Raw genomic sequence first — 19,088 nt, 5'->3', positions numbered from 1 at the left:
CGGGGTCGCCCCGGCGCGGTCACTCGGACTCGACGGTCACCGTACTCGGCTTGGCGCTGCGCTCGTCGGTGGTCGGCTTGCTGGGCCGCTTGCCGTTCTCCCCGGTGCTGGTGATCTTCGTCGGGGTGGCGTCCCGGCCGGCGGTGCCGGGAACCGCGGCGACGGTCGGTTCACCGTCCACCCCGGCGCTCGCCGTCCCGCCGTCCACCGTGGTCACCGGCTCGGCCTTCGGCTTCGCGGCACCGTCCGTACCGCCGGTCGGCTTCGTACCGTTGGTGGCCGGCCTGGTGACGGCCACGACCGCGTCCGCGCCGGCCGCGACCGGTTCCTTCCCGGCGTCGCTGTCGGCGGGTGCCTTGCCGCCGCCGGCCGGGCCGGAGCCCACCGGCTGCGGTGCCAGGGCGTCGGCGGTGCGCGTCGGCTTCGGCTTCCTGCCGTTGCCGAGCGGACCCGTCCCCGGCCGGTCGCCGTCCGGGGACGACGCCACGGCGTCGGGGCCCACCGGCGTCGCGGCGCGCGCCCGCAGGGCGGTGACGTCCCGCTGGAGCTCGTCGTGCTCCTGCCGCGCCTGCCAGGTCTCCTGACGCAGGTCGGCGAGCTGCTGCTGGGCCTGGGCGATCTCCAGCATCACCCGGGCGAGCTGCTGCCGGCCGGCCGCCGCCTCCTGCTGGGTGGCGGCGAGGTGCTGCTGGGTGGTGGCCAGATGCTGCTGGGTGGTGGCCGCGTACTCGTCGAACTGCCGGCGCGACGCGGCGACGTGCTCGTCGGCCTGGCGACGCTTCTCGGCGGTCTCCCGCTCGACCCGGTCGATCAGCTCGGTGGTCTCCTGCTCCACCCGCCGCCGTAGCTCGGTGGTCTCCTGCTCGGCCGTGCGGCGCAGCGTCGCCGCGTCCGCCTCGGCGACCCGGCGGATCTCGGCCGCGCCCTGCTCGATCTCGTCCCGCCGGGCGGCCCACTCCCGCTCCAGCTCGGCCTGCCGCGTGCCGTGCTGCTGTTCCAGCTCGTCGTGCCGGGCCTGGTGCTTGCGGTCCAGCTCGTCGCGGCGCTTGGCGAACTCCTGCTCGGCGGCGGCCCGGCGCTGGGCGAGCTCCCGGTCGGCGGCCTCCCGCCGGCCGTTGACCTCCTGCTCCACCCCCGCGCGCCAGGCTCCCAGCTCCTGCTGCGTCTGGGCGCGGGACTGCTGCACGTACGCCTCGGTCTCGGTGCGCATCCGCTGCACGTACGCCTCGGCCTCGGCCCGGCTGTGCCGGGCCGCCTCGGTCGCCTCGGTGGTCAGCCGCTGCGCCTCCTGCCGGGCCCGCTCCCGGGTCGCCTTGGCCGCGCCGTCCGCGTCGTCGGTGACCTGCTTGGCCTGCTGGAGCGCCTTGGCGTGGGTGGCACGGCTGGTCTCCGTCGCCGAATCGACGAGCCGCCGGGCCTCCTGCTGCGCCTTGAGGTGCACCTCCTTGGCGGCCTCGCGCAGGTCGGTGGCCTCCTTCTGGGCCTTGGCCAGCGCCGCCTTCGCCATCTCGCGGAGCTTGGTGGCCTCCTGCTGGGCCCGGGCGTGGATCTCCTTGGCGGTGTCGCGGAGCTGGGTGGCCTCCTGCTGGGCCCGGTTCAGGGCGTCCTGGGCGGCGGTCCGCAACCGGTTGGACTCGTCCTCGGCGGTGGCGCGCAGCAGGGTCGCCTCGTCCTTGGCGGTGCTGCGCAGCCGGGCGGCCTCCTCCTTGGCGGTACGCACGGCGGCGTCCGCCTCGGCCTTGCGGGCCGTGGTGTGCCGTTCCTCCTCGGCCCGCCGGGCGGCGAGCGCGATCTCGAAGTCCTTGAGCGCCCGCGCGGCCTGCTCGCGGGCCTCGTCGATGATGTGCTCGGCGGCGGCCCGGCGGGCCTCGATCTCCTCGTTGGCGGCGACCAGGATCGCGTCGGCCTGCTCCTCGGCGAGGGCGAGGATCTGCTCGACCCGGGGGCCGAGGTGCTTGAAGGAGGCCCGGTCCACCACCCCGACCTGCTTGCGCACCTGGGCGAGATCCCGCTGCAGGTGCTCGACCTGACCGGCCAGCTTGTGGATCTGGGTGTACGCCTGTTCCCGCTCACCCGTCAGCGTGGCGATCTCGTGCTCCGCACGAGCGACGTACCGGTCGACCTGTCGTTTGTCGTATCCCCGCAGAGCGGACTCGAAGCTGGGCTCCGTGGTCACATCCCCGCCGAGAGCGAACAGTTCCTCGCCGTGCGACATGCCCCCATCCTCACACGCATCCGGCCCTCCGGGGGCGATACGGACGCCGCTGTGGGGAGCTGTTTCAGTGCTGTCCCGCGACAGGGTGTCACAGGGCGGGAACGGGCGCGGCGCGGGGGTGCACCGGTCATCCGGTGTCCCTCCGCGCCGCGACTCATGCCCCGTCGATGTGTTCGGTCAGCTGGCGGTCTCCGCGGTCGCCCGGGACTCGGCGTCGGCCTTCGCCGGCTCCGCCTTGGCCGGCGCGGCGGCCTGCTGCTGGGCCGGAACACCCGGCACGATCCCGGCGAGGCCGGAGAGCATCTGGCCAAGCTGCGAGGTGACCGCGTCCTTCTGGCGGGTGAGGTCCTCCACCTCGCGGCGGGCCGCCTGGGTGGTCAGGTCCGCCTCGGTGCGCGCCTCGGTGAGCAGCCGCTTCGCCTCGGCCTTGGCCTCGTTGAGGGTCTTCTCGGCCAACGCCTTGGCCTTGTCGACGGTGTCGTTGGCGGTGCGCTCGGACTCGACCCGGCGGGCCTCGGCACGCTGCTCGATCTCCTTGGCCCGCTCCTGGGCGGCCCGCGCCCGCTGCTCGGCCTCGCCGACCAGCTTCTGGGTCTGCGCCACCTGGGCGGCGTGCCGCTCCGACTCCTCGCGCTCGGCCTTCTCCCGCCGCTCGGCGAGCTGGAGCTCCAGCGCCTGGAGGTCCTTGTCCCGCTTGTCCCGGGCGTCGGTGAGCAGCTTGGTCGCCTCGGCGCGCTTCTCCTCGGCCTCCCGCGCGGCCTTCGCCCGCTGCTGGGTGATCTCCCGCTCGGCGGTGGCGCGCAGGGTGGCGACCTCCCGCTCGACGGTGGACTTCAGCTCGGCCACCTCGTGCGCGGTGACCGTACGCAGCTGCTTGGTCTCCCGGTCGGCGTCGGCACGCAGCGTGTCGGCCTCCCGACGGGCCTGCACCCGGGCCTCGGCGGCCTCCCGCTCGGCGGCGGTGCGGACGGTGCCGGCCTCCCGCTCGGCGGTGGCCTTCATCGCGGCTGCCTCGGCGCGCGCCTTGTCGGTGATCTCCCGCGCCTCCAGCCGGGCAGCGGAGAGAATCCCTTCCGACTCGCGCTTGGCCTCGTTGCGGTGGTCGTTGGCCTGTTCCTCGGCCAGCCGGAGGATCTGCTCGACCCGGGTGCCGAGACCGGAGAGGGTCGGCCGGCTGTTCTCCTCGAGCTGCTTGTTGGTGTCGGTGAGCTTCTGCTCAAGGGCGGCCTGCCGCTGCTCGGCCTGGCGGAGCCGACGCTGGGCGTCGTTCATCCGCTGCTCGGCCTCGGCGCGGGCCTGCTCCGACTGGGTCAACGCCGCTGTCATCCGGCCGAGGAAGTCGTCGACCTGGTGGGTGTTGTATCCGCGCAGGCCCACCGTGAAGTCGGGCTGCGAGTTCGCGTTATCGAAGAACGCGAGAGGGGAGGACTGCTGCTGGGGCATTGGGACATACTTGCAGACCCCCCGGGGTCGTTCGCAAGAGCGGTGCCGAGCTTTCGTGTCCTCTTTACATGGTCCACCGGGTCGTACCGGCGGCCGGCACCAAACGGCGATCTTGGCAGGTCCGGGCGGCCCCGCCGCCGCCACCGCCCGCTATCCCGGCAGTGCCCGGACCCCTTTCCCCGCCACCCCCGGAATAACGCCCCCACACAATGCCCGCCCCGGTCCGCCCCGCCCCGGCGATCAACGGTCTGCCCCGCCCCGGTGATCAAGAGGTTTGCGTCAGATCTGGAGATCGGGATGACGCAAACCTCTTGATCAACACGGGACGCGGGGCGCGGGGCGCGGGGAGCGGAACGCGGGGAGGGCGGGGGTCAGTGGGGGGTGTCGGCGGGTTGGACGAGTTCGATGAGCACGCCGCCGGCGGCCTTGGGGTGGACGAAGTTGACCCGGGAGTTGGCGGTGCCGCGCTTCGGGGTGTCGTAGAGCAGTCGTACGCCGCGTTCGCGCAGGATCGCGCAGGCCGCGTCGATGTCGGCGACCGTGTACGCCACCTGCTGCACGCCCGGGCCGTTGCGGTCGAGGAACTTGGCGATGGTCGACTCCGGCGACAGCGGGGCGAGCAGCTGCACGCAGCCGCCCTCGGCGGTCGGGCCGACGGCCATCATCGCCTCGCGTACGCCCTGCTCGGTGTTGGTTTCCTCGTGTATGCAGCGCATCCCGAAGGTGCGCTGATAGAAGTCGATCGCGGCGTCCAGGTCGGCGACCGCGACCCCGACGTGATCGATACGGCGCAGCCCGATGTCTGTGACGTAGTCGGCAGCGGGCTCGACGGGGGTGTTCTCAGCCATGCCGCTAGTCTTGCCGAACAGCCGTTAAGGCGTACAGCTCGGTACCCCCCTCGGAGGCAGACAGTGGCATCGGTCATCGTCAGCGGCGCGCGGACCCCGATGGGCCGGCTGCTGGGCAACCTGAAGGACCTCCCGGCGACGAAGCTCGGCGGCATCGCGATCAAGGCGGCGCTGGAGCGCGCCGGGGTCGCCCCCGACCAGGTGCAGTACGTGATCATGGGCCAGGTGCTCCAGGCCGGCGCCGGGCAGATCCCGGCCCGGCAGGCGGCGGTGGAGGCGGGCATCCCGATGTCGGTGCCGGCGCTGACCATCAACAAGGTGTGCCTCTCCGGCCTGGACGCGATCGCCCTGGCCGACCAGCTCATCCGGGCCGGCGAGTTCGACATCGTGGTGGCCGGCGGGATGGAGTCGATGACCAACGCCCCGCACCTGCTGCTCGGCCAGCGCGCCGGCTACAAGTACGGCGACGTGACGATCAAGGACCACATGGCCCACGACGGGCTCAGCGACGCCTGGGACTGCTGCTCGATGGGCGAGTCCACCGAGCGGCTCGGCGTACGGCACGGCATCACCCGTGAGGAGCAGGACGCGTTCGCGGCGGCCAGCCACCAGCGGGCCGCCGCCGCCCAGAAGAACGGCCACTTCGCCGACGAGATCACCCCGGTGGTCATCCCGCAGCGCAAGGGCGACCCGCTGGTGATCAACGAGGACGAGGGCATCCGGCCGGACACCACCGCCGAGTCGCTCGCCAAGCTGCGCCCGGCGTTCGCCAAGGACGGCACGATCACCGCGGGCTCCTCGTCGCCGATCTCGGACGGCGCGGCGGCCGTTGTCGTGATGAGCAAGGCCAAGGCGAACGAGCTGGGCCTGGCCTGGCTGGCCGAGGTCGGCGCGCACGGCAACGTGGCGGGCCCGGACAACTCCCTGCACTCGCAGCCGTCCAACGCCATCCAGCACGCCCTGAAGAAGGGTGGCCTGAGCATCGACGACCTCGACCTCATCGAGATCAACGAGGCGTTCGCCCAGGTCGGCATCCAGTCCGCGCGGGACCTCGGGGTCAGCACCGACAAGATCAACGTCAACGGCGGCGCCATCGCGCTGGGGCACCCGATCGGCATGTCCGGCGCCCGGCTGGTGCTCACCCTCGCACTCGAACTGAAGCGGCGGGGCGGCGGCACCGGCGCGGCGGCGCTCTGCGGTGGCGGCGGCCAGGGCGACGCCCTGATCATCCACGTACCGGCCGACGCCCAGAGCTGACCCGAAGGCGCCGGCCCCGCGAGCCCGACAGCTGCCCCCTTTCGTGAGCGAAGGTGACTCGGTGGCGAGCGCGAGGAGTGAGCGGGGTTTGCGAGCCCCGCAGTCGTGAGCGAAGGTGACTCGGTGGCGAGCGCGAGGAGTGAGCGGGGTTTGCGAGCCCCGCAGTCGTGAGCGAAGGTGGCCCAGTGACTGTCGAGAACGCCCCCGCCCCGGCCGCCGTCCCGGTTCGCCGTAGTCGGGACGTACCGATGCTGGTGCGCCGGGCGCGCGAGGGTGACCCCCGGGCGGTGGCCCGGCTGATCACCCTGGTCGAGTCCGGTGACGAGGTGCTGCCGCAGGTGGCGGCGGCGCTCGCGCCGTACGCCGGGCAGGCCCAGGTGGTGGGGTTGACCGGCTCCCCGGGGGTGGGCAAGTCGACCACCACCAACGAGCTGGTGCGGGCGTTGCGGGCGGGCGGGCACCGGGTCGGCGTGCTGGCGATCGACCCGTCCAGCCCGTTCACCGGCGGGGCGATCCTCGGCGACCGGGTGCGGATGCAGGACCATGCCACCGACCCGGGCGTCTACATCAGGTCGATGTCCAGCCGGGGCCACCTCGGTGGGCTCTCCGCGGCGACCCCGCAGGCGGTCCGGGTGCTGGAGGGCGCCGGCTGCGACGTGGTGCTGGTGGAGACGGTCGGGGTCGGCCAGGCCGAGGTGGAGGTGGCCTCGCTCGCCGACACCACGCTGGTGCTGCTCGCCCCGGGGATGGGTGACGCGATCCAGGCGGTCAAGGCCGGCATCCTGGAGATCGCCGACGTCTTCGTGGTCAACAAGGCCGACCGGGACGGCGCGGACGCCACCGTCCGCGACATCCAGGGCATGATCGCGCTGGGCGAGCGCGGGCCGGGGCAGTGGCGGCCGCAGGTGGTCCGGTCGGTCGCCGCGCGGGGCGAGGGGATCGACGACATCGCCGCCGCGATCGACAAGCACCGGGCCTGGCTGGAGCAGCACGACGAGCTACGCCGCCGCCGGGAGAAGCGGGCCGCCGCCGAGATCGAGGCGATCGCGCTGGGCGTCCTGCGCGCCCGGATCGGTTCCCTGAGCGACGGTACGGACCTCCCGACGCTCGCCGCGAAGGTGGCCGAGGGTGCCCTGGACCCGTACGCGGCGGCCGACGAACTGCTCGCCCAGATCGGCACCTGATCCGTCCACAACGGAGCACGATCGGCTAGTACGCTCGCACCGCGCCACGGACCCGTGGGGCGGTGCGACGGCTTTCCGGGGGCGATCATGGACCACGAGGCGACGCAGGAGTTGTCGGTGACGCCGGATGCGGTGGCCGGCGGGACGACGCAGGTCTCCGACGAGGTGGTGGAGAAGATCGCGGTGGCCGCCGCGAAGTCCGTGCCCGGGGTGGCCGAGCTGGGTGGTGACGTGGCCCGGTTCTTCAACGCCGTCCTCGACAAGGTCGGGCTGGACCGGGTGGGCGACGCCCGGCGGGGCTGCTCGGCGCACGTCACCAACGGCGCGGCCGTGGTCAACCTGGTCCTGGTGATCTCCGCCGGCCACCCGGTGCCCCAGGTCACCGATGCGGTACGCGCCGCTGTGACAGCAGCGGTGGAGTCGTACGGCCTCCGCGCCGACGAGATCAACATCCGCGTCGACGACGTAGCGATGAACGACCCAGAAGCCCCCATCGCCTGAGCAGCCACCCACAAAAGCCCCCGCCCAGCCCAGCCCCCGCCCAGCCCTCGCCCCCCTGCCCGCCGATCAACCGCTCCGCCCGGTGATCAAGAGGTTTACGTCAGGCTACGGCGGTGATCAAGAGGTTTGCGTCAGGATTCGGGGCGGGTTGACGCAAACCTCTTGATCACCGGCGGTGGCGGGGGCCGGCCGGGCCATAGGGGGTGGGGCGGGTTGGCTTAGTGATCGTTCAGGTTGTCGTTCTACACTCGGGGTTCGGTCGAGGACTCGAGGAGGAGCCCCGCGGATGAACGCCGACGAGATCGCCGCCGGACGGGCACGCTGGCAGGCCCGGTACGACGCCGCGCGCAAGCGGGACGCCGACTTCACCACCCTGTCCGGCGCCACCGTGCAGCCGGTGTACGGGCCACCCGAGGGGACCGCCTACCCCGGGTTCGAACGGATCGGTTGGCCGGGCGAGTTCCCGTACACCCGGGGGTTGCATCCGACCGGCTACCGGGGTCGGGCCTGGACGATCCGGCAGTTCGCCGGGTTCGGCAACGCCCGGCAGACCAACGAGCGGTACAAGATGATCCTCGGCGCGGGCGGCGGCGGGCTCTCCGTCGCCTTCGACATGCCGACCCTGATGGGGCGGGACTCCGACGACCCGCAGGCGCTCGGCGAGGTCGGGCACTGCGGGGTCGCGGTGGACTCCGCCGCCGACATGGAGGTGCTCTTCGACGGCATCGACCTGGCCGGCGTCACCACCTCGATGACCATCTCCGGCCCGGCGGTGCCGGTGTTCTGCATGTACCTGGTCGCCGCCGAGCGGCAGGGCGTCGACCTGTCCCGGCTGGACGGCACGTTGCAGACCGACATCTTCAAGGAGTACATCGCGCAGAAGGAGTGGCTGTTCGACCCCGAGCCGCACCTGCGCCTGATCGGCGACCTGATGGAATACTGCGCCGCCGAGATCCCGCGCTACAAGCCGCTGTCGGTCTCCGGCTACCACATCCGCGAGGCGGGCTCGACCGCCGCGCAGGAGTTGGCGTACACCCTGGCCGACGGGTTCGGCTACGTCGAGCTGGGGCTCTCGCGCGGGCTGGACGTCAACGTCTTCGCCCCCGGGTTGAGCTTCTTCTTCGACGCGCACCTGGACTTCTTCGAGGAGATCGCCAAGTTCCGCGCCGCCCGCCGGATCTGGGCCCGCTGGCTGCGCGACGTCTACGGCGCGACCAGCGAGAAGGCCCTCTGGCTGCGGTTCCACACCCAGACCGCCGGGGTGTCGCTGACCGCGCAACAGCCGGTCAACAACGTGGTACGCACCGCCGTGGAGGCCCTCGCCGCCGTGCTCGGCGGCACCAACTCGTTGCACACCAACGCCCTCGACGAGACCCTGGCCCTGCCCACCGACGAATCCGCCGAGATCGCCCTGCGCACCCAGCAGGTGCTGATGGAGGAGATCGGGGTGACCAACGTGGCCGACCCGCTCGGCGGCTCCTGGTACGTCGAGGCGCTCACCGACGCCATCGAGGCCGAGGCGGAGGAGATCTTCGCCCGCATCCGGCAGCTCGGCGGCGACGGCCCGCACCGGATCGGCCCGATGACCTCCGGCATCCTGCGCGGCATCGAGGACGGCTGGTTCACCGGCCACATCGCCGAGTCGGCCTTCGTCTACCAGCAGGCCCTGGAGAAGGGCGACAAGAAGATCGTCGGGGTCAACTGCCACACCGGCACGGTCGCCAAGGAGCTGGAGATCCTGCGCATCTCGCACGAGGTGGAGCTGGAGCAGCGTCGGGTGCTCGCCGAGCGCAAGGCCACCCGGGACGACGCGGCGGTGGCGGCGGCGGTGACCCGCATGATCGAGGTCAGCCGTACCGGCGGGAACATGATCCCGCCGATGCTCGACGCCGTCCGCGCCGAGGCCACCCTCGGCGAGATCTGTGACGCCCTGCGCGCCGAATGGGGCACCTACCGCGAACCCGCCCGCTTCTGATCCTCCCCACCCCACCCCCCGGTCGGGGTGGGGGGCGGGGGTGTGGGGGTGGGCGGTGGCGGGGGGAGAACGGGAGGTGAGAGTGGCAACTGTGGGCGTTGCGGCTGAGCCGACAACGGTGGGGATCGTGCGAGACTAGGTAACCATGAGCGACCCACGGATCACCTCGTCGATCTTCACCCGCGGCGCGGTCGACCTCAGCGCGCTGCGCGGCACCGCCCCGGCCAGTTCCCGTCCCGCCACACCGAGCCAGACCGGCGCACCCACCGGCGCACCGGGCGGTCCCGCCACCGGCGGCACCGCCGCCGTGCTCGACGTGACCGAGGCGAACATCCAGTCCGGGGTGCTCGAACAGTCGATGACCACACCCGTGGTGGTCTTCTTCGGCGCGGCCGGCTACCCGGACAGCGACCAGTTCGCCCCGGTGCTGGAGCGGTTGGCGGCCGAGGGCGCCGGCCAGTGGGTCCTTGCCCGGGTCGACGTCCAGGAGAATCCGCGGATCGCGCAGATGTTCCAGATCCAGGCGATCCCCACCGTCTACGCGGTGGTCGGCGGGCGGCCGATCGACGCCTTCCCCGGGGTGATCCCCGAGCCGCAGCTGCGCCAGTGGCTCGCCGCCGTGCTCAAGGCCGGTGGCGTCACCGTCGCCGAGCCGGAGGACCCGCGCCTCGACGAGGCCGACGACGCGTTGATGAGCGGCGACCTCGACGCCGCCGAGCAGGCGTACCGCAAGATCCTCGCCGAGTCCCCGGCGGACGCCGCGGCCGAGGCCGGCCTGGCCCAGGTCGGGGTGGCCCGGCGGGTCGCCGGTGCGGACCCGCAGGCCGCCCTCGCCGCCGCGCAGGCCAACCCCGACGACGTCGAGGCCCAGCTCCTAGCCGCCGACATCGAGGTGCTCAGCGGCATGGCCGAGCAGGCGTACGGACGACTGGTCGGGCTGGTCCGGCGGACCGTCGGCGACGACCGGGACCGGGCCCGCCAACACCTGGTCTCGCTGTTCAGCATCGCCGGCCCGGACGACCCCGCCGTGGCCTCCGCCCGTCGCGCCCTGGCCAGCGCCCTGTTCTGATCCCCTGACACCCCGCGCGGGCCGGCCACACGGCCGGCCCGCCGACCATCGAGGACGGGAGCCCGTGATGCGCCGAATCGCCGTCCTCGACGCGCCGACCAACCTGGGTCTGCGCCCACCCACCTCCACCTCCGTCCCCGGCTGCGGCAAGGCCCCCGGGGCGCTACGGGACCACGGCCTGCTCGCCCGGCTCGGGGCCCGCGACGCCGGCTGCCTCACCGCCCCCCGGTACGACCCGGGCGACTGGCGTCCCGGCGACGGGGTCTGCCACGCCCGGGAGATCTCCGGCTACTCGACGGCGCTGGCCGACCGGATCGGCGCGATCATCGACCGGGGGGAGTTTCCGCTGGTCCTCGGCGGTGACTGTTCGGTGCTGCTCGGCTCGGCGCTGGCCATGCACCGGCTCGGTGAGGCGGTCGGCGGGCGGATCGGGCTGGTCTTCGTCGACGGCCACTCCGACTTCCGGCACCCCGGCAACGCCTCCTACGTCGGTGCGGCGGCGGGGGAGGACCTCGCCCTGGTGACCGGGCGGGGGCAGGCCGACCTGGCCGCCATCGAGGGACGTCGACCGTACTTCCGGGACATCGACGTGGTGGTGCTCGGCATCCGGGCGCAGGACGAGTACCGGCTCGACCTCCAGGCCGCCGGGATCATCACCCGGCCGGTGCCGGCCCTGCGCGCCGAGGGGGCCGCCCGCAGCGCCCAGTGGGCGCACGAGCAGCTGGCCGACTGCGCCGGCTACTGGGTGCACATCGACGTGGACGTGCTCGACCCGGCGGTGATGCCGGCCGTGGACGCCCCCGACCCGGGCGGGATCGCCTTCGCCGAGCTGGAGATCCTGCTCGCCGGGCTGGTGGACACCCCGCACTGCCTCGGTGTCGAGCTGACCGTCTTCGACCCCGACTACGACCCGGACGGCGCGTACGCTGCCGAGATCGTCAACACGGTCGTCGCCGGGCTGGCCCCGGTCGTCGCCCCGGACGCCGTCGCGCCCCGACTGCTGCCGCCCCAGCCGCACCCCGCCGAACCCGACCCGGCCGACGCACCGGGTCGCGCCGAGGAGCCGGTCGCCTGACCGAGCCCCGGCCCGCGTGACCGAGCACGCGTGACCGAGCAACGGGGCCGATATGGCGCGGTCCCGCGAGCCGGACACCGCTACATCGCCCCCGTTGAGCGCGAGACCGGGCGGGTCAGCGGAGGGTGCGGAGGAAGCGTTCGGCGATCGGGACGGCGCTGGCCGTGCTCGATCCGCCCTGCTCGACGAAGACGGCGAACGCGACGTCGCCCCGCCACCCGACGAACCAGGCGTGGGTGTGCGCCGGATCGTCGTCGTACTCGGCGGTGCCGGTCTTGCCGTACACCGGGCCACCCGGCACGTCGGCCAGCGCCCTGGCGGTGCCGGCGGTGACCACCTCGCGCATCATCGTCTTCAGCGCCGCCACCGACTCGGCCCGCAGCGGCTGGCCGGCCGCGGCGGGCGCGGCGGGAGCCGGGTCGAGCACCAGTTTCGGCTGCTCGAAGCGGCCCCGGGCGACGGCGGCGGTCACCCCCGCCATGGCCAGCGGGCTGACCACGGTGGTGCCCTGGCCGATCGCGGCGGCGGCCTGCTCGGTCGGCCCGCCGCCGGTGGAGACCTTGCCGGTGAAGACGTCCGCGCCGAGGTCCCACGAGCCCTCCAACCCGAGGGTACGGCCGGTGGCGGCCAGCCCGTCCGGGCCGAGCTGCGGGGCCAGCGCGACGAACGCGGTGTTGCAGGATTTCGCGAAGTCGGTGCGGAACGGCACCCTGCCCAGCACGAAGTCGTCGGAGTTCTTGAACGGGCGGCCGTCCACCACACTGGTCTTGGGACAGTCGACGATGGTCTGCGGGGTCACCGCCCCCTTGTCCAGCAGGGCCAGGGCGCTGACCGTCTTGAACGTGGAGCCCGGTGGCACCTGGGCGGTGAACGCCAGGTTCTCCCCGGCCGCCCCGGGGCCGTTGGCGGCGGCGAGCACCGCGCCGTCGCTGACCCGCACCGCCACCAGGGCCGAGCGTCGCCTCTCGCCCCGCAACGCGCCGTCGGCGGCGTTCTGGGTGGTCACGTCGAGGCTGGTGCGGACCGGCTGGCCGGGGCCCGGCTCCTGCCGGAACGCCTCGGTGACGAGGGTGCTGCCGCCCTCGGCGGTGGGCCGGCGGATCTCCACGGTGGTGCCGGGAGCGCCGCGCAGCCGCTCGTCGTAGCGGCCCTGGAGTCCGCCGTGGCCGACCAGGTCGCCCTTGGCGTACCGGTCGGGGTGGGCGGCGAGGTCGTCGGCCTGCGCCGGGTCGACCGTGCCGAGCAGGGCGCGGGCGAACTCCCGGGTCGGCGCCAGGTCGAGCTTCTCGGCCCGGAACTTCGTCCCCGGCAGGTCGTAGATCCGGGAACGGATCTGCCGGTACGCCTCGTCCCGCAACGTCACCACCTCGACGAACGCGTCCGGATCGGCGTCGCGGAGCCGTTGCGGCAGGTCGGCCAGTTCGACCGGGGGGCTGATCGGCGGCCGGACCGCCCTGAACGCCGCGTCGAGCCGCCCCACCAGCGCCGGGACGTCCGGGATCTCGCCGGGTTGCAGTCCGATCCGGACCACCGGCCGGGGCGTCACGATCGGCTGTCCCGCGCCGTCGAGCAGCCCGGCCCGGGGCGCGGCGGTCCGTCGCAGCGTCAACCGGTCGCCCCTGTCCAGTTGCTCGTGCAGCACCTTCGGTTCCCAGATCACCTGCCACTGGTCGTCGCCGGAGTTCTGCCGCAACCGGACCGGCCGCTGGTAGGCCCAGTCCGCCCCACCCGGCAGCGTCCACCGGATGTCGACCGTGGTGGTGGCGAGGTTCCTGGTGACCTCGGCCTCCCCGACGCGGCGCAGGGTGGGCGGGGTGCCGGCGAGGTCGCCGGAGAGGGCCTTGAGTTCCTCGACGACGGTATCGGCGGGCACTCTCGCCCCGGTCGGGTCGACGAAGCCCACCTTGTCCAGATCGCCGGAACGCCAGCCGGCGAGGAACGCGTCCACGCTGCCCGTCAGCCCGTCGTCGGCGGAGCAGCCGACGAGGGCGCCGGCCGCCAGCACGGTGGCGGTCAGGGCCGCGAGCCCCCGCCGCAGGGGCGTGCCGGGGCTGCGGTAGGGGTACGACAGGGGCATGGAGCTGCACCTTCCGGACGGCGGGCTGCCCTGCACGCTAGTACGCCGTCGCCGCCCGTACCGCCCCGCGCGGTCGCCGGAGCCACCCGGCCAGGCCGTACGCCGGTACGGACCGGCCGTGGCGACTGCGGCGGCCGGGCCCCGGCGGGCGGCCCGAAGTGGTGGGCGCGAGGGTGTGATGAACATCCCGAGGCGGGGTACTCGGCACCCGGCCGATCGTGCATCTGCCACAGATGCCAGGCCAGAGTCCCGAACCGGACGTCCCACCGGTGGTCCACCGACCAAGGCACGAAGCGGCAGGGCCTATGGTGGGGCGGCAGAGTGACCCACAACGCGGTGGGTCGTCGAGGGGAGTGGCACCGATGGACCGGCGTCCGGCGATCAAACCGGTACCCGACCTCCGGCAGAGCGACACCGGCCGGGACGACAGCTTCGATTCGGCGACCGACGGGGACAGCCCGCCGATCGACGGGGACGGCTACGGCCGACTCGACACAGGCGTGACCGGGGTGACCGGTTCGAGCATCGACACCCTCTACGACCTGGGCCTTCCGGTGGAGGCGCTCGGCGAGGACGTGGAGGACGCCGAACTCGACGAGCCGGTGCCCAACGCGGAACGCCTGGTGGCGCAGGCGGTGGCGCTGGCCGGGGACGACCACGACGCGGCGACCCTGGTGGGCCGGTTCTGGCGGTTCGCGCCGGACGAGGAGCTGATCGGGTTCACCGCCGAGGAGATGCTCGACGCCGCGCGGGCGCACCGGGACCTGGCCCAGCAGCGGGTGCCGGGCGAGCTGAAGCTGCGCATCCTGCCCCCCGACGCCGACCAGCACCACACCGTCGTCGAGATCGTCACCGACGACATGCCGTTCCTGGTCGACTCGGTGACCGCCCTGCTCAACGCCCACCACCTCGACGTGCACCTGCTGGTGCATCCGCTGGTGGTGGTCCGGCGGGAACCGCTGGGCCGGCTGACCGAGGTCTCCGCCGACGTGGAGCCGGACGACGCGATCGCCGGTGACCTGGTGGAGAGCTGGATGCGGATCGAGATCGATCCGGTCCGCGACGCCGACCAGCGGGACCAGTTGCGCCGCGAGTTGCAGCGGGTGCTCACGGACGTGCGGGAAGCTGTCGAGGACTGGCCGAAGATGCGCCAGCGGGCGCTGGCGCTCGCCGACGAGCTGGCCTCGGCCCGGACGGCGGACGACCGCCCGCCGGTGCCGGAGAAGGACATCACCGACTCGGTGGAGCTGCTGCGCTGGCTGGCCCACGACCACTTCACCTTCCTCGGCTACCGGGAGTACCGGCTGGTCGACTCCGGTGGTCAGGGCGGCCCGGCGCTGGAGGCGGTGCTCGGCACCGGGCTGGGGATCCTGCGGTCGGATTCGCCGGAGGCGCGGGCGTTGTCGTCGATGACGCCGGAGGCGCACGAGAAGGTGATGGAGAAGCGGCTGCTGATCATCACCAAGGCGAACTCGCGGGCCACCGTGCACCGCTCGGCCTATCTGGACTACATCGGCTTCAAGATCTTCGACTCGGCCGGTGCGGTGGTCGGCGAACGGCGGTTCCTGGGCCTGTTCTCCACGGCGGCGTACCGGACCAGCGTGCGGGAGTTGCCGGTGGTCCGCCGCAAGGTGGCCGAGGTGCTGGACCGCTCCGGACTGAGCCAGCGCAGCCACTCCGGCAAGGACCTGCTCCAGATCCTGGAGACCTACCCGCGCGACGAGCTGTTCCAGATCAAGACCGACGACCTGTACCACGCGGTGACCGGCGTGCTGCGGATGGCCGGCCGCCGGCAGCTGCGGGTGTTCCTGCGCCGCGACGCGTACGGGCGGTTCATCTCCTGCCTGATCTACCTGCCCCGGGACCGGTTCACCACCCAGAACCGGCTGCGCATGCAGGACATCCTGCTGCGCGAACTGAACGGCATCGGGGTCGACTACACCACCCGGGTCACCGAGTCGATGCTGGCCCGGGTGCACTTCATCGTCCGGACGGACCCGAACAACCCGCCCGGGGACATCGACGCCGACCTGCTCGCCGAGGAGTTGGCCGACGCGACCCGGCTCTGGGACGACGACTACCGGCTGGTGCTGGAACGCAAGCTCGGCGACGAGCAGTCCAAGCACCTGTTCACCAGGTACGCCGACGCGTTCCCGGAGGGCTACAAGGACACCCACACGCCGTACGAGGCGATGAAGGACCTGGCGAAGCTGGAGCTGCTGGAGGAGCCCGGCCAGCTGGAGATGCACCTGTTCCGCAAGCAGTGGGCGCCGCGGGCCGGGCAGCGGGCCGACGAGGCGATGGACGTCCGGTTCAAGGTCTACCGCTACGGCGAGCCGATGATGCTCTCCGCCGTGCTGCCGGTGCTGCACTCGCTGGGCGTCCGGGTGGTCGACGAGCATCCGTACGAGGTGGACCGGATCGACGGGCGGGTCTTCCTGTACGACTTCGGGCTGCGGCTGCCCGAGGGGCACCAGGAGCTGGCCGAGGTGCGTCCGCACGTGGAGAACGCGTTCGCCGCCGCCTGGCGGGGCGAGGCCGAGGTGGACGGTTTCAACGAGCTGGTCCTGCGCGGCGGTCTCACCTGGCGGCAGGTGGTGGTGCTGCGGGCGTACGCGAAGTACCTGCGGCAGACCGGGGCGGTCTTCTCCCAGGAGTACATGGAGCAGACCTTCATCGCGTACCCGCGGATCGCGGCGCTGCTGGTGGAGCTCTTCGAGGTGCGGTTCGCCCCGGACGGGCGGGACGCCGGGCAGCGCCGGGAACGCAGCGACGAGCTGGTCGACGCGATCGGTGTCGCGCTGGACGACGTGGCGAGCCTGGACCAGGACCGCATCCTGCGCGCCTACCTGACGCTGATCCAGGCCACCCTGCGGACCAGCTTCTACCAGAAGCGCGCCGACGGGCGGCCCAAGTCGTACGTGGCGTTCAAGCTGGACCCGCAGGCCATCCCGGACCTGCCGGCGCCCCGGCCCAAGTTCGAGATCTTCGTGTACTCGCCCCGGTTCGAGGGTGTGCACCTGCGGTTCGGGCCGGTGGCCCGGGGCGGGCTGCGCTGGTCCGACCGGCGGGAGGACTTCCGGACCGAGGTGCTCGGCCTGGTCAAGGCGCAGATGGTGAAGAACGCGGTGATCGTGCCGGTCGGCGCCAAGGGCGGCTTCGTGCTCAAGCAGAAGCCGGGCGACCGGGACGAGGCGGTCGCCTGCTACCAGGAGTTCGTCGGCGCGATGCTCGACGTCACCGACAACATCGTCTCCGGCGACATCGTGCCGCCGGTGGACGTGGTGCGGCACGACCCCGACGACCCGTACCTGGTGGTGGCGGCGGACAAGGGCACCGCGACGTTCTCCGACATCGCCAACCAGATCTCGGCGGCGCACTGCTTCTGGCTGGGCGACGCGTTCGCCTCCGGCGGCTCCGCCGGCTACGACCACAAGAAGATGGGCATCACCGCCCGGGGCGCCTGGGAGTCGGTCAAGCGGCACTTCCGCGAGTTGGGCCACGACACCCAGACCCAGGACTTCACCGTGGTCGGCGTCGGCGACATGTCTGGTGACGTGTTCGGCAACGGGATGCTGCTCTCCGAGCACATCCGGCTGGTGGCCGCGTTCGACCACCGGCACATCTTCCTCGACCCGGACCCGGACGCCGCCACCTCCTTCCGGGAACGCAAGCGGCTGTTCGACCTGCCCCGGTCGTCGTGGGAGGACTACGACCCGAAGCTGATCTCCGAAGGTGGCGGGATCTTCCCGCGCGGGGCCAAGTCGATCCCGGTCACCCCGCAGGTGCGCGCGGCCATCGGCCTGGCCGACGACGTCACCCAGCTCAGCCCGGCGGAGCTGATGAAGGCGATCCTCACCGCGCCGGTCGACCTGTTCTGGAACGGCGGCATCGGCACCTACGTGAAGGCGTCCAGCCAGACCAACGCCGAGGTGGGCGACAAGTCCAACGACGCGATCCGGGTGGACGGCAGGAGCCTGCGCTGCCGGGTCGTCGGCGAGGGCGGCAACCTGGGCTGCACCCAGCTCGGCCGGATCGAGTACGCGTCTACCGGCGGCCGGATCTACACCGACTTCATCGACAACGCGGCCGGGGTGGACTGCTCCGACCACGAGGTGAACATCAAGATCCTGCTCAACACGGCGGTCGCCGACGGCGCGCTGGACGTGCCCGAGCGGGACGAGCTGCTCGCCCAGATGACCGACGAGGTCGCCGAGCTGGTGCTGCGGGACAACTACGACCAGGCGCGGGCGATCAACAACTCGCAGGCCCAGGCCGCCTCGCTGCTGCCGGTGCACCGCCGGATGATCAGCGAGCTGGAGCGGGCCGGCCAGCTCGACCGGGCGCTGGAGGCGCTGCCCCCGGACGAGGAGCTGGCGGTCCGCACCGAGTCCGGGTTGACCGCGCCGGAGTTCGCGGTGCTGCTCGCGTACGTCAAGATCGTGCTGGAGCGGGAGATCCTGGCCGAGGGCCTCGCGGACGAGGAGTGGACGACCGACGTCCTGGTCAGGTACTTCCCGACGCCGATGCGCGAGCGGTTCGCCGACCGGATGGCCCAGCACCGGCTGCGCCGGGACATCGTCACCACGGTCCTGGTCAACGAGGCGATCAACCGGGGCGGCATCTCGTTCGTCTTCCGGGTCGTCGAGGAGACGGCCGCGTCGGCGGCCGACGTGATCCGGGCTTACGTGGTGGTCCGGGAGGTCTTCGGACTGCGCGAGCTGTGGGACGCGGTCGAGGCGCTGGACAACGAGGTCTCGCCGGAGTTGCAGACCAGCGTCTACCTGGACACCCGCCGGCTGCTCGACCGGGCCGTCCGGTGGCTGGTGACCAACCGGCGCTCGCCGATCGACGTGCCCGCCGAGATCGAGCGGCTCCGCGACGGGGTGGCCCGGCTGCTGCCCGACCTTCAGGACCGGTTCCACGGCAGCGAGCGGGAGTCGTTGCAGGCGCACATCGACGCGATGACCGCCCGGGGACTGCCGGCCGAGCTGGCCGGGCGGGCGACCCGGCTGATGTACAGCTTCGGCCTGCTGGACGTGGTGGAGACGGCGCGGACCAGTGGCCGGGACGTCGGCGAGGTGGCGTCGGTCTACTTCGTGCTCTCCGACCGGTTCCGGGTGGACTCGCTGCTGTCGAAGATCTCCCTGCTGCCGCGTGAGGACCGCTGGCAGACGCTGGCCCGGATGGCGCTGCGCTACGACCTGTACGCCGCGCTGGCCGCGCTGACCGGGGAGGTGCTCGACTCCACCCCGGGTGACCTGCCGCCGCAGGAGCGGGTGCTCCAGTGGGAGCAGTCGAACGCCACCTCGATCCACCGGGCGCACCGGGCGATGGGGGAGTTCGACGAGTCGCGGGCGGACCTCGCCTCGCTGTCGGTGCTGCTGCGGCAGATCCGCACCCTGGTCCGGACGTCCGCCGCCGCCTGACCGTACGCCGACCGC

General features: G+C 72.7%; 10 protein-coding genes and 1 pseudogene. 7 read left to right on the top strand and 4 right to left on the bottom strand.

The features are described 5' to 3' along the window. Nucleotides 1-19: 19 nt before the first annotated feature. The 3 genes from FJK98_RS26785 to mce form a co-directional block, all read right to left on the bottom strand. The gene (locus FJK98_RS26785) at nucleotides 20-2,215 is read right to left on the bottom strand and encodes a hypothetical protein (protein ID WP_145921442.1); all 2,196 of its coding nucleotides are present in this window, start codon (nucleotides 2,213-2,215) and stop codon (nucleotides 20-22) included. Nucleotides 2,216-2,392: 177 nt separating this feature from the next. Further along, nucleotides 2,393-3,658 carry a DivIVA domain-containing protein gene (locus FJK98_RS26780; RefSeq protein WP_088642764.1) on the bottom strand — a complete coding sequence of 422 codons (1,266 nt, stop codon included), beginning with the start codon at nucleotides 3,656-3,658 and terminating at the stop codon, nucleotides 2,393-2,395. Between the two features lie 371 nt (nucleotides 3,659-4,029). Continuing rightward, on the bottom strand, nucleotides 4,030-4,506 hold the full coding sequence (gene mce / locus FJK98_RS26770) for a methylmalonyl-CoA epimerase (RefSeq protein WP_145921440.1): 477 nt from the start codon (nucleotides 4,504-4,506) through the stop codon (nucleotides 4,030-4,032). Nucleotides 4,507-4,569: 63 nt separating this feature from the next. On the opposite strand from mce, the gene FJK98_RS26765 reads away from it, so the two are divergent. The 6 genes and pseudogenes from FJK98_RS26765 to FJK98_RS26740 form a co-directional block, all read left to right on the top strand. Next, nucleotides 4,570-5,763, top strand: coding sequence for an acetyl-CoA C-acetyltransferase (locus FJK98_RS26765; protein WP_145921439.1), 1,194 nt, complete (start codon nucleotides 4,570-4,572; stop codon nucleotides 5,761-5,763). 248 nt (nucleotides 5,764-6,011) lie between these two features. Then, nucleotides 6,012-6,947: a methylmalonyl Co-A mutase-associated GTPase MeaB gene (gene meaB / locus FJK98_RS26760; protein ID WP_228543233.1), complete on the top strand. Its 936-nt coding sequence runs from the start codon at nucleotides 6,012-6,014 to the stop codon at nucleotides 6,945-6,947. A gap of 87 nt (nucleotides 6,948-7,034) precedes the next feature. Continuing rightward, entirely contained in the window at nucleotides 7,035-7,448 is a 414-nt protein-coding gene (locus tag FJK98_RS26755; protein WP_145921437.1) for an Asp23/Gls24 family envelope stress response protein, read from the top strand. A gap of 286 nt (nucleotides 7,449-7,734) precedes the next feature. Beyond that, nucleotides 7,735-9,423, top strand: coding sequence for a methylmalonyl-CoA mutase (locus tag FJK98_RS26750; RefSeq protein ID WP_145921436.1), 1,689 nt, complete (start codon nucleotides 7,735-7,737; stop codon nucleotides 9,421-9,423). A gap of 145 nt (nucleotides 9,424-9,568) precedes the next feature. Beyond that, nucleotides 9,569-10,492: a tetratricopeptide repeat protein gene (locus tag FJK98_RS26745; protein ID WP_145921435.1), complete on the top strand. Its 924-nt coding sequence runs from the start codon at nucleotides 9,569-9,571 to the stop codon at nucleotides 10,490-10,492. A 64-nt stretch (nucleotides 10,493-10,556) separates the two neighbouring features. Beyond that, a pseudogene (locus FJK98_RS26740) lies at nucleotides 10,557-11,492 on the top strand (arginase family protein); the annotation flags it as partial. Nucleotides 11,493-11,682: 190 nt separating this feature from the next. Here the strand turns inward: FJK98_RS26740 and FJK98_RS26735 are convergent. Then, on the bottom strand, nucleotides 11,683-13,644 hold the full coding sequence (locus tag FJK98_RS26735) for a penicillin-binding transpeptidase domain-containing protein (protein ID WP_145921434.1): 1,962 nt from the start codon (nucleotides 13,642-13,644) through the stop codon (nucleotides 11,683-11,685). Nucleotides 13,645-14,006: 362 nt separating this feature from the next. Between FJK98_RS26735 and FJK98_RS26730 the strand changes: the two genes are divergently transcribed. Further along, complete coding sequence (locus FJK98_RS26730; protein ID WP_145921433.1) at nucleotides 14,007-19,073, top strand: NAD-glutamate dehydrogenase; 5,067 nt, start codon at nucleotides 14,007-14,009, stop codon at nucleotides 19,071-19,073. Nucleotides 19,074-19,088: the final 15 nt, after the last annotated feature.

Origin of the sequence: Micromonospora sp. HM134, from assembly GCF_007833915.1 — a bacterium.
GTDB classification, from domain to species: domain Bacteria; phylum Actinomycetota; class Actinomycetes; order Mycobacteriales; family Micromonosporaceae; genus Micromonospora; species Micromonospora wenchangensis.
The sequence above is the reverse complement of the archived record's forward strand: the minus strand, read 5'-3'. Positions and strand labels throughout refer to the sequence as shown.

Coding starts and splice junctions, on each gene's coding strand:
- meaB (WP_228543233.1), top strand. CDS start 6,012: ATGCTGGTGCGCCGGGCGCGCGAGGGTGACCCCCGGGCGGTGGCCCGG.
- FJK98_RS26730 (WP_145921433.1), top strand. CDS start 14,007: ATGGACCGGCGTCCGGCGATCAAACCGGTACCCGACCTCCGGCAGAGC.
- FJK98_RS26780 (WP_088642764.1), bottom strand. CDS start 3,658: ATGCCCCAGCAGCAGTCCTCCCCTCTCGCGTTCTTCGATAACGCGAAC.
- FJK98_RS26750 (WP_145921436.1), top strand. CDS start 7,735: ATGAACGCCGACGAGATCGCCGCCGGACGGGCACGCTGGCAGGCCCGG.
- FJK98_RS26755 (WP_145921437.1), top strand. CDS start 7,035: ATGGACCACGAGGCGACGCAGGAGTTGTCGGTGACGCCGGATGCGGTG.
- FJK98_RS26785 (WP_145921442.1), bottom strand. CDS start 2,215: ATGTCGCACGGCGAGGAACTGTTCGCTCTCGGCGGGGATGTGACCACG.
- FJK98_RS26745 (WP_145921435.1), top strand. CDS start 9,569: ATGAGCGACCCACGGATCACCTCGTCGATCTTCACCCGCGGCGCGGTC.
- FJK98_RS26735 (WP_145921434.1), bottom strand. CDS start 13,644: ATGCCCCTGTCGTACCCCTACCGCAGCCCCGGCACGCCCCTGCGGCGG.
- mce (WP_145921440.1), bottom strand. CDS start 4,506: ATGGCTGAGAACACCCCCGTCGAGCCCGCTGCCGACTACGTCACAGAC.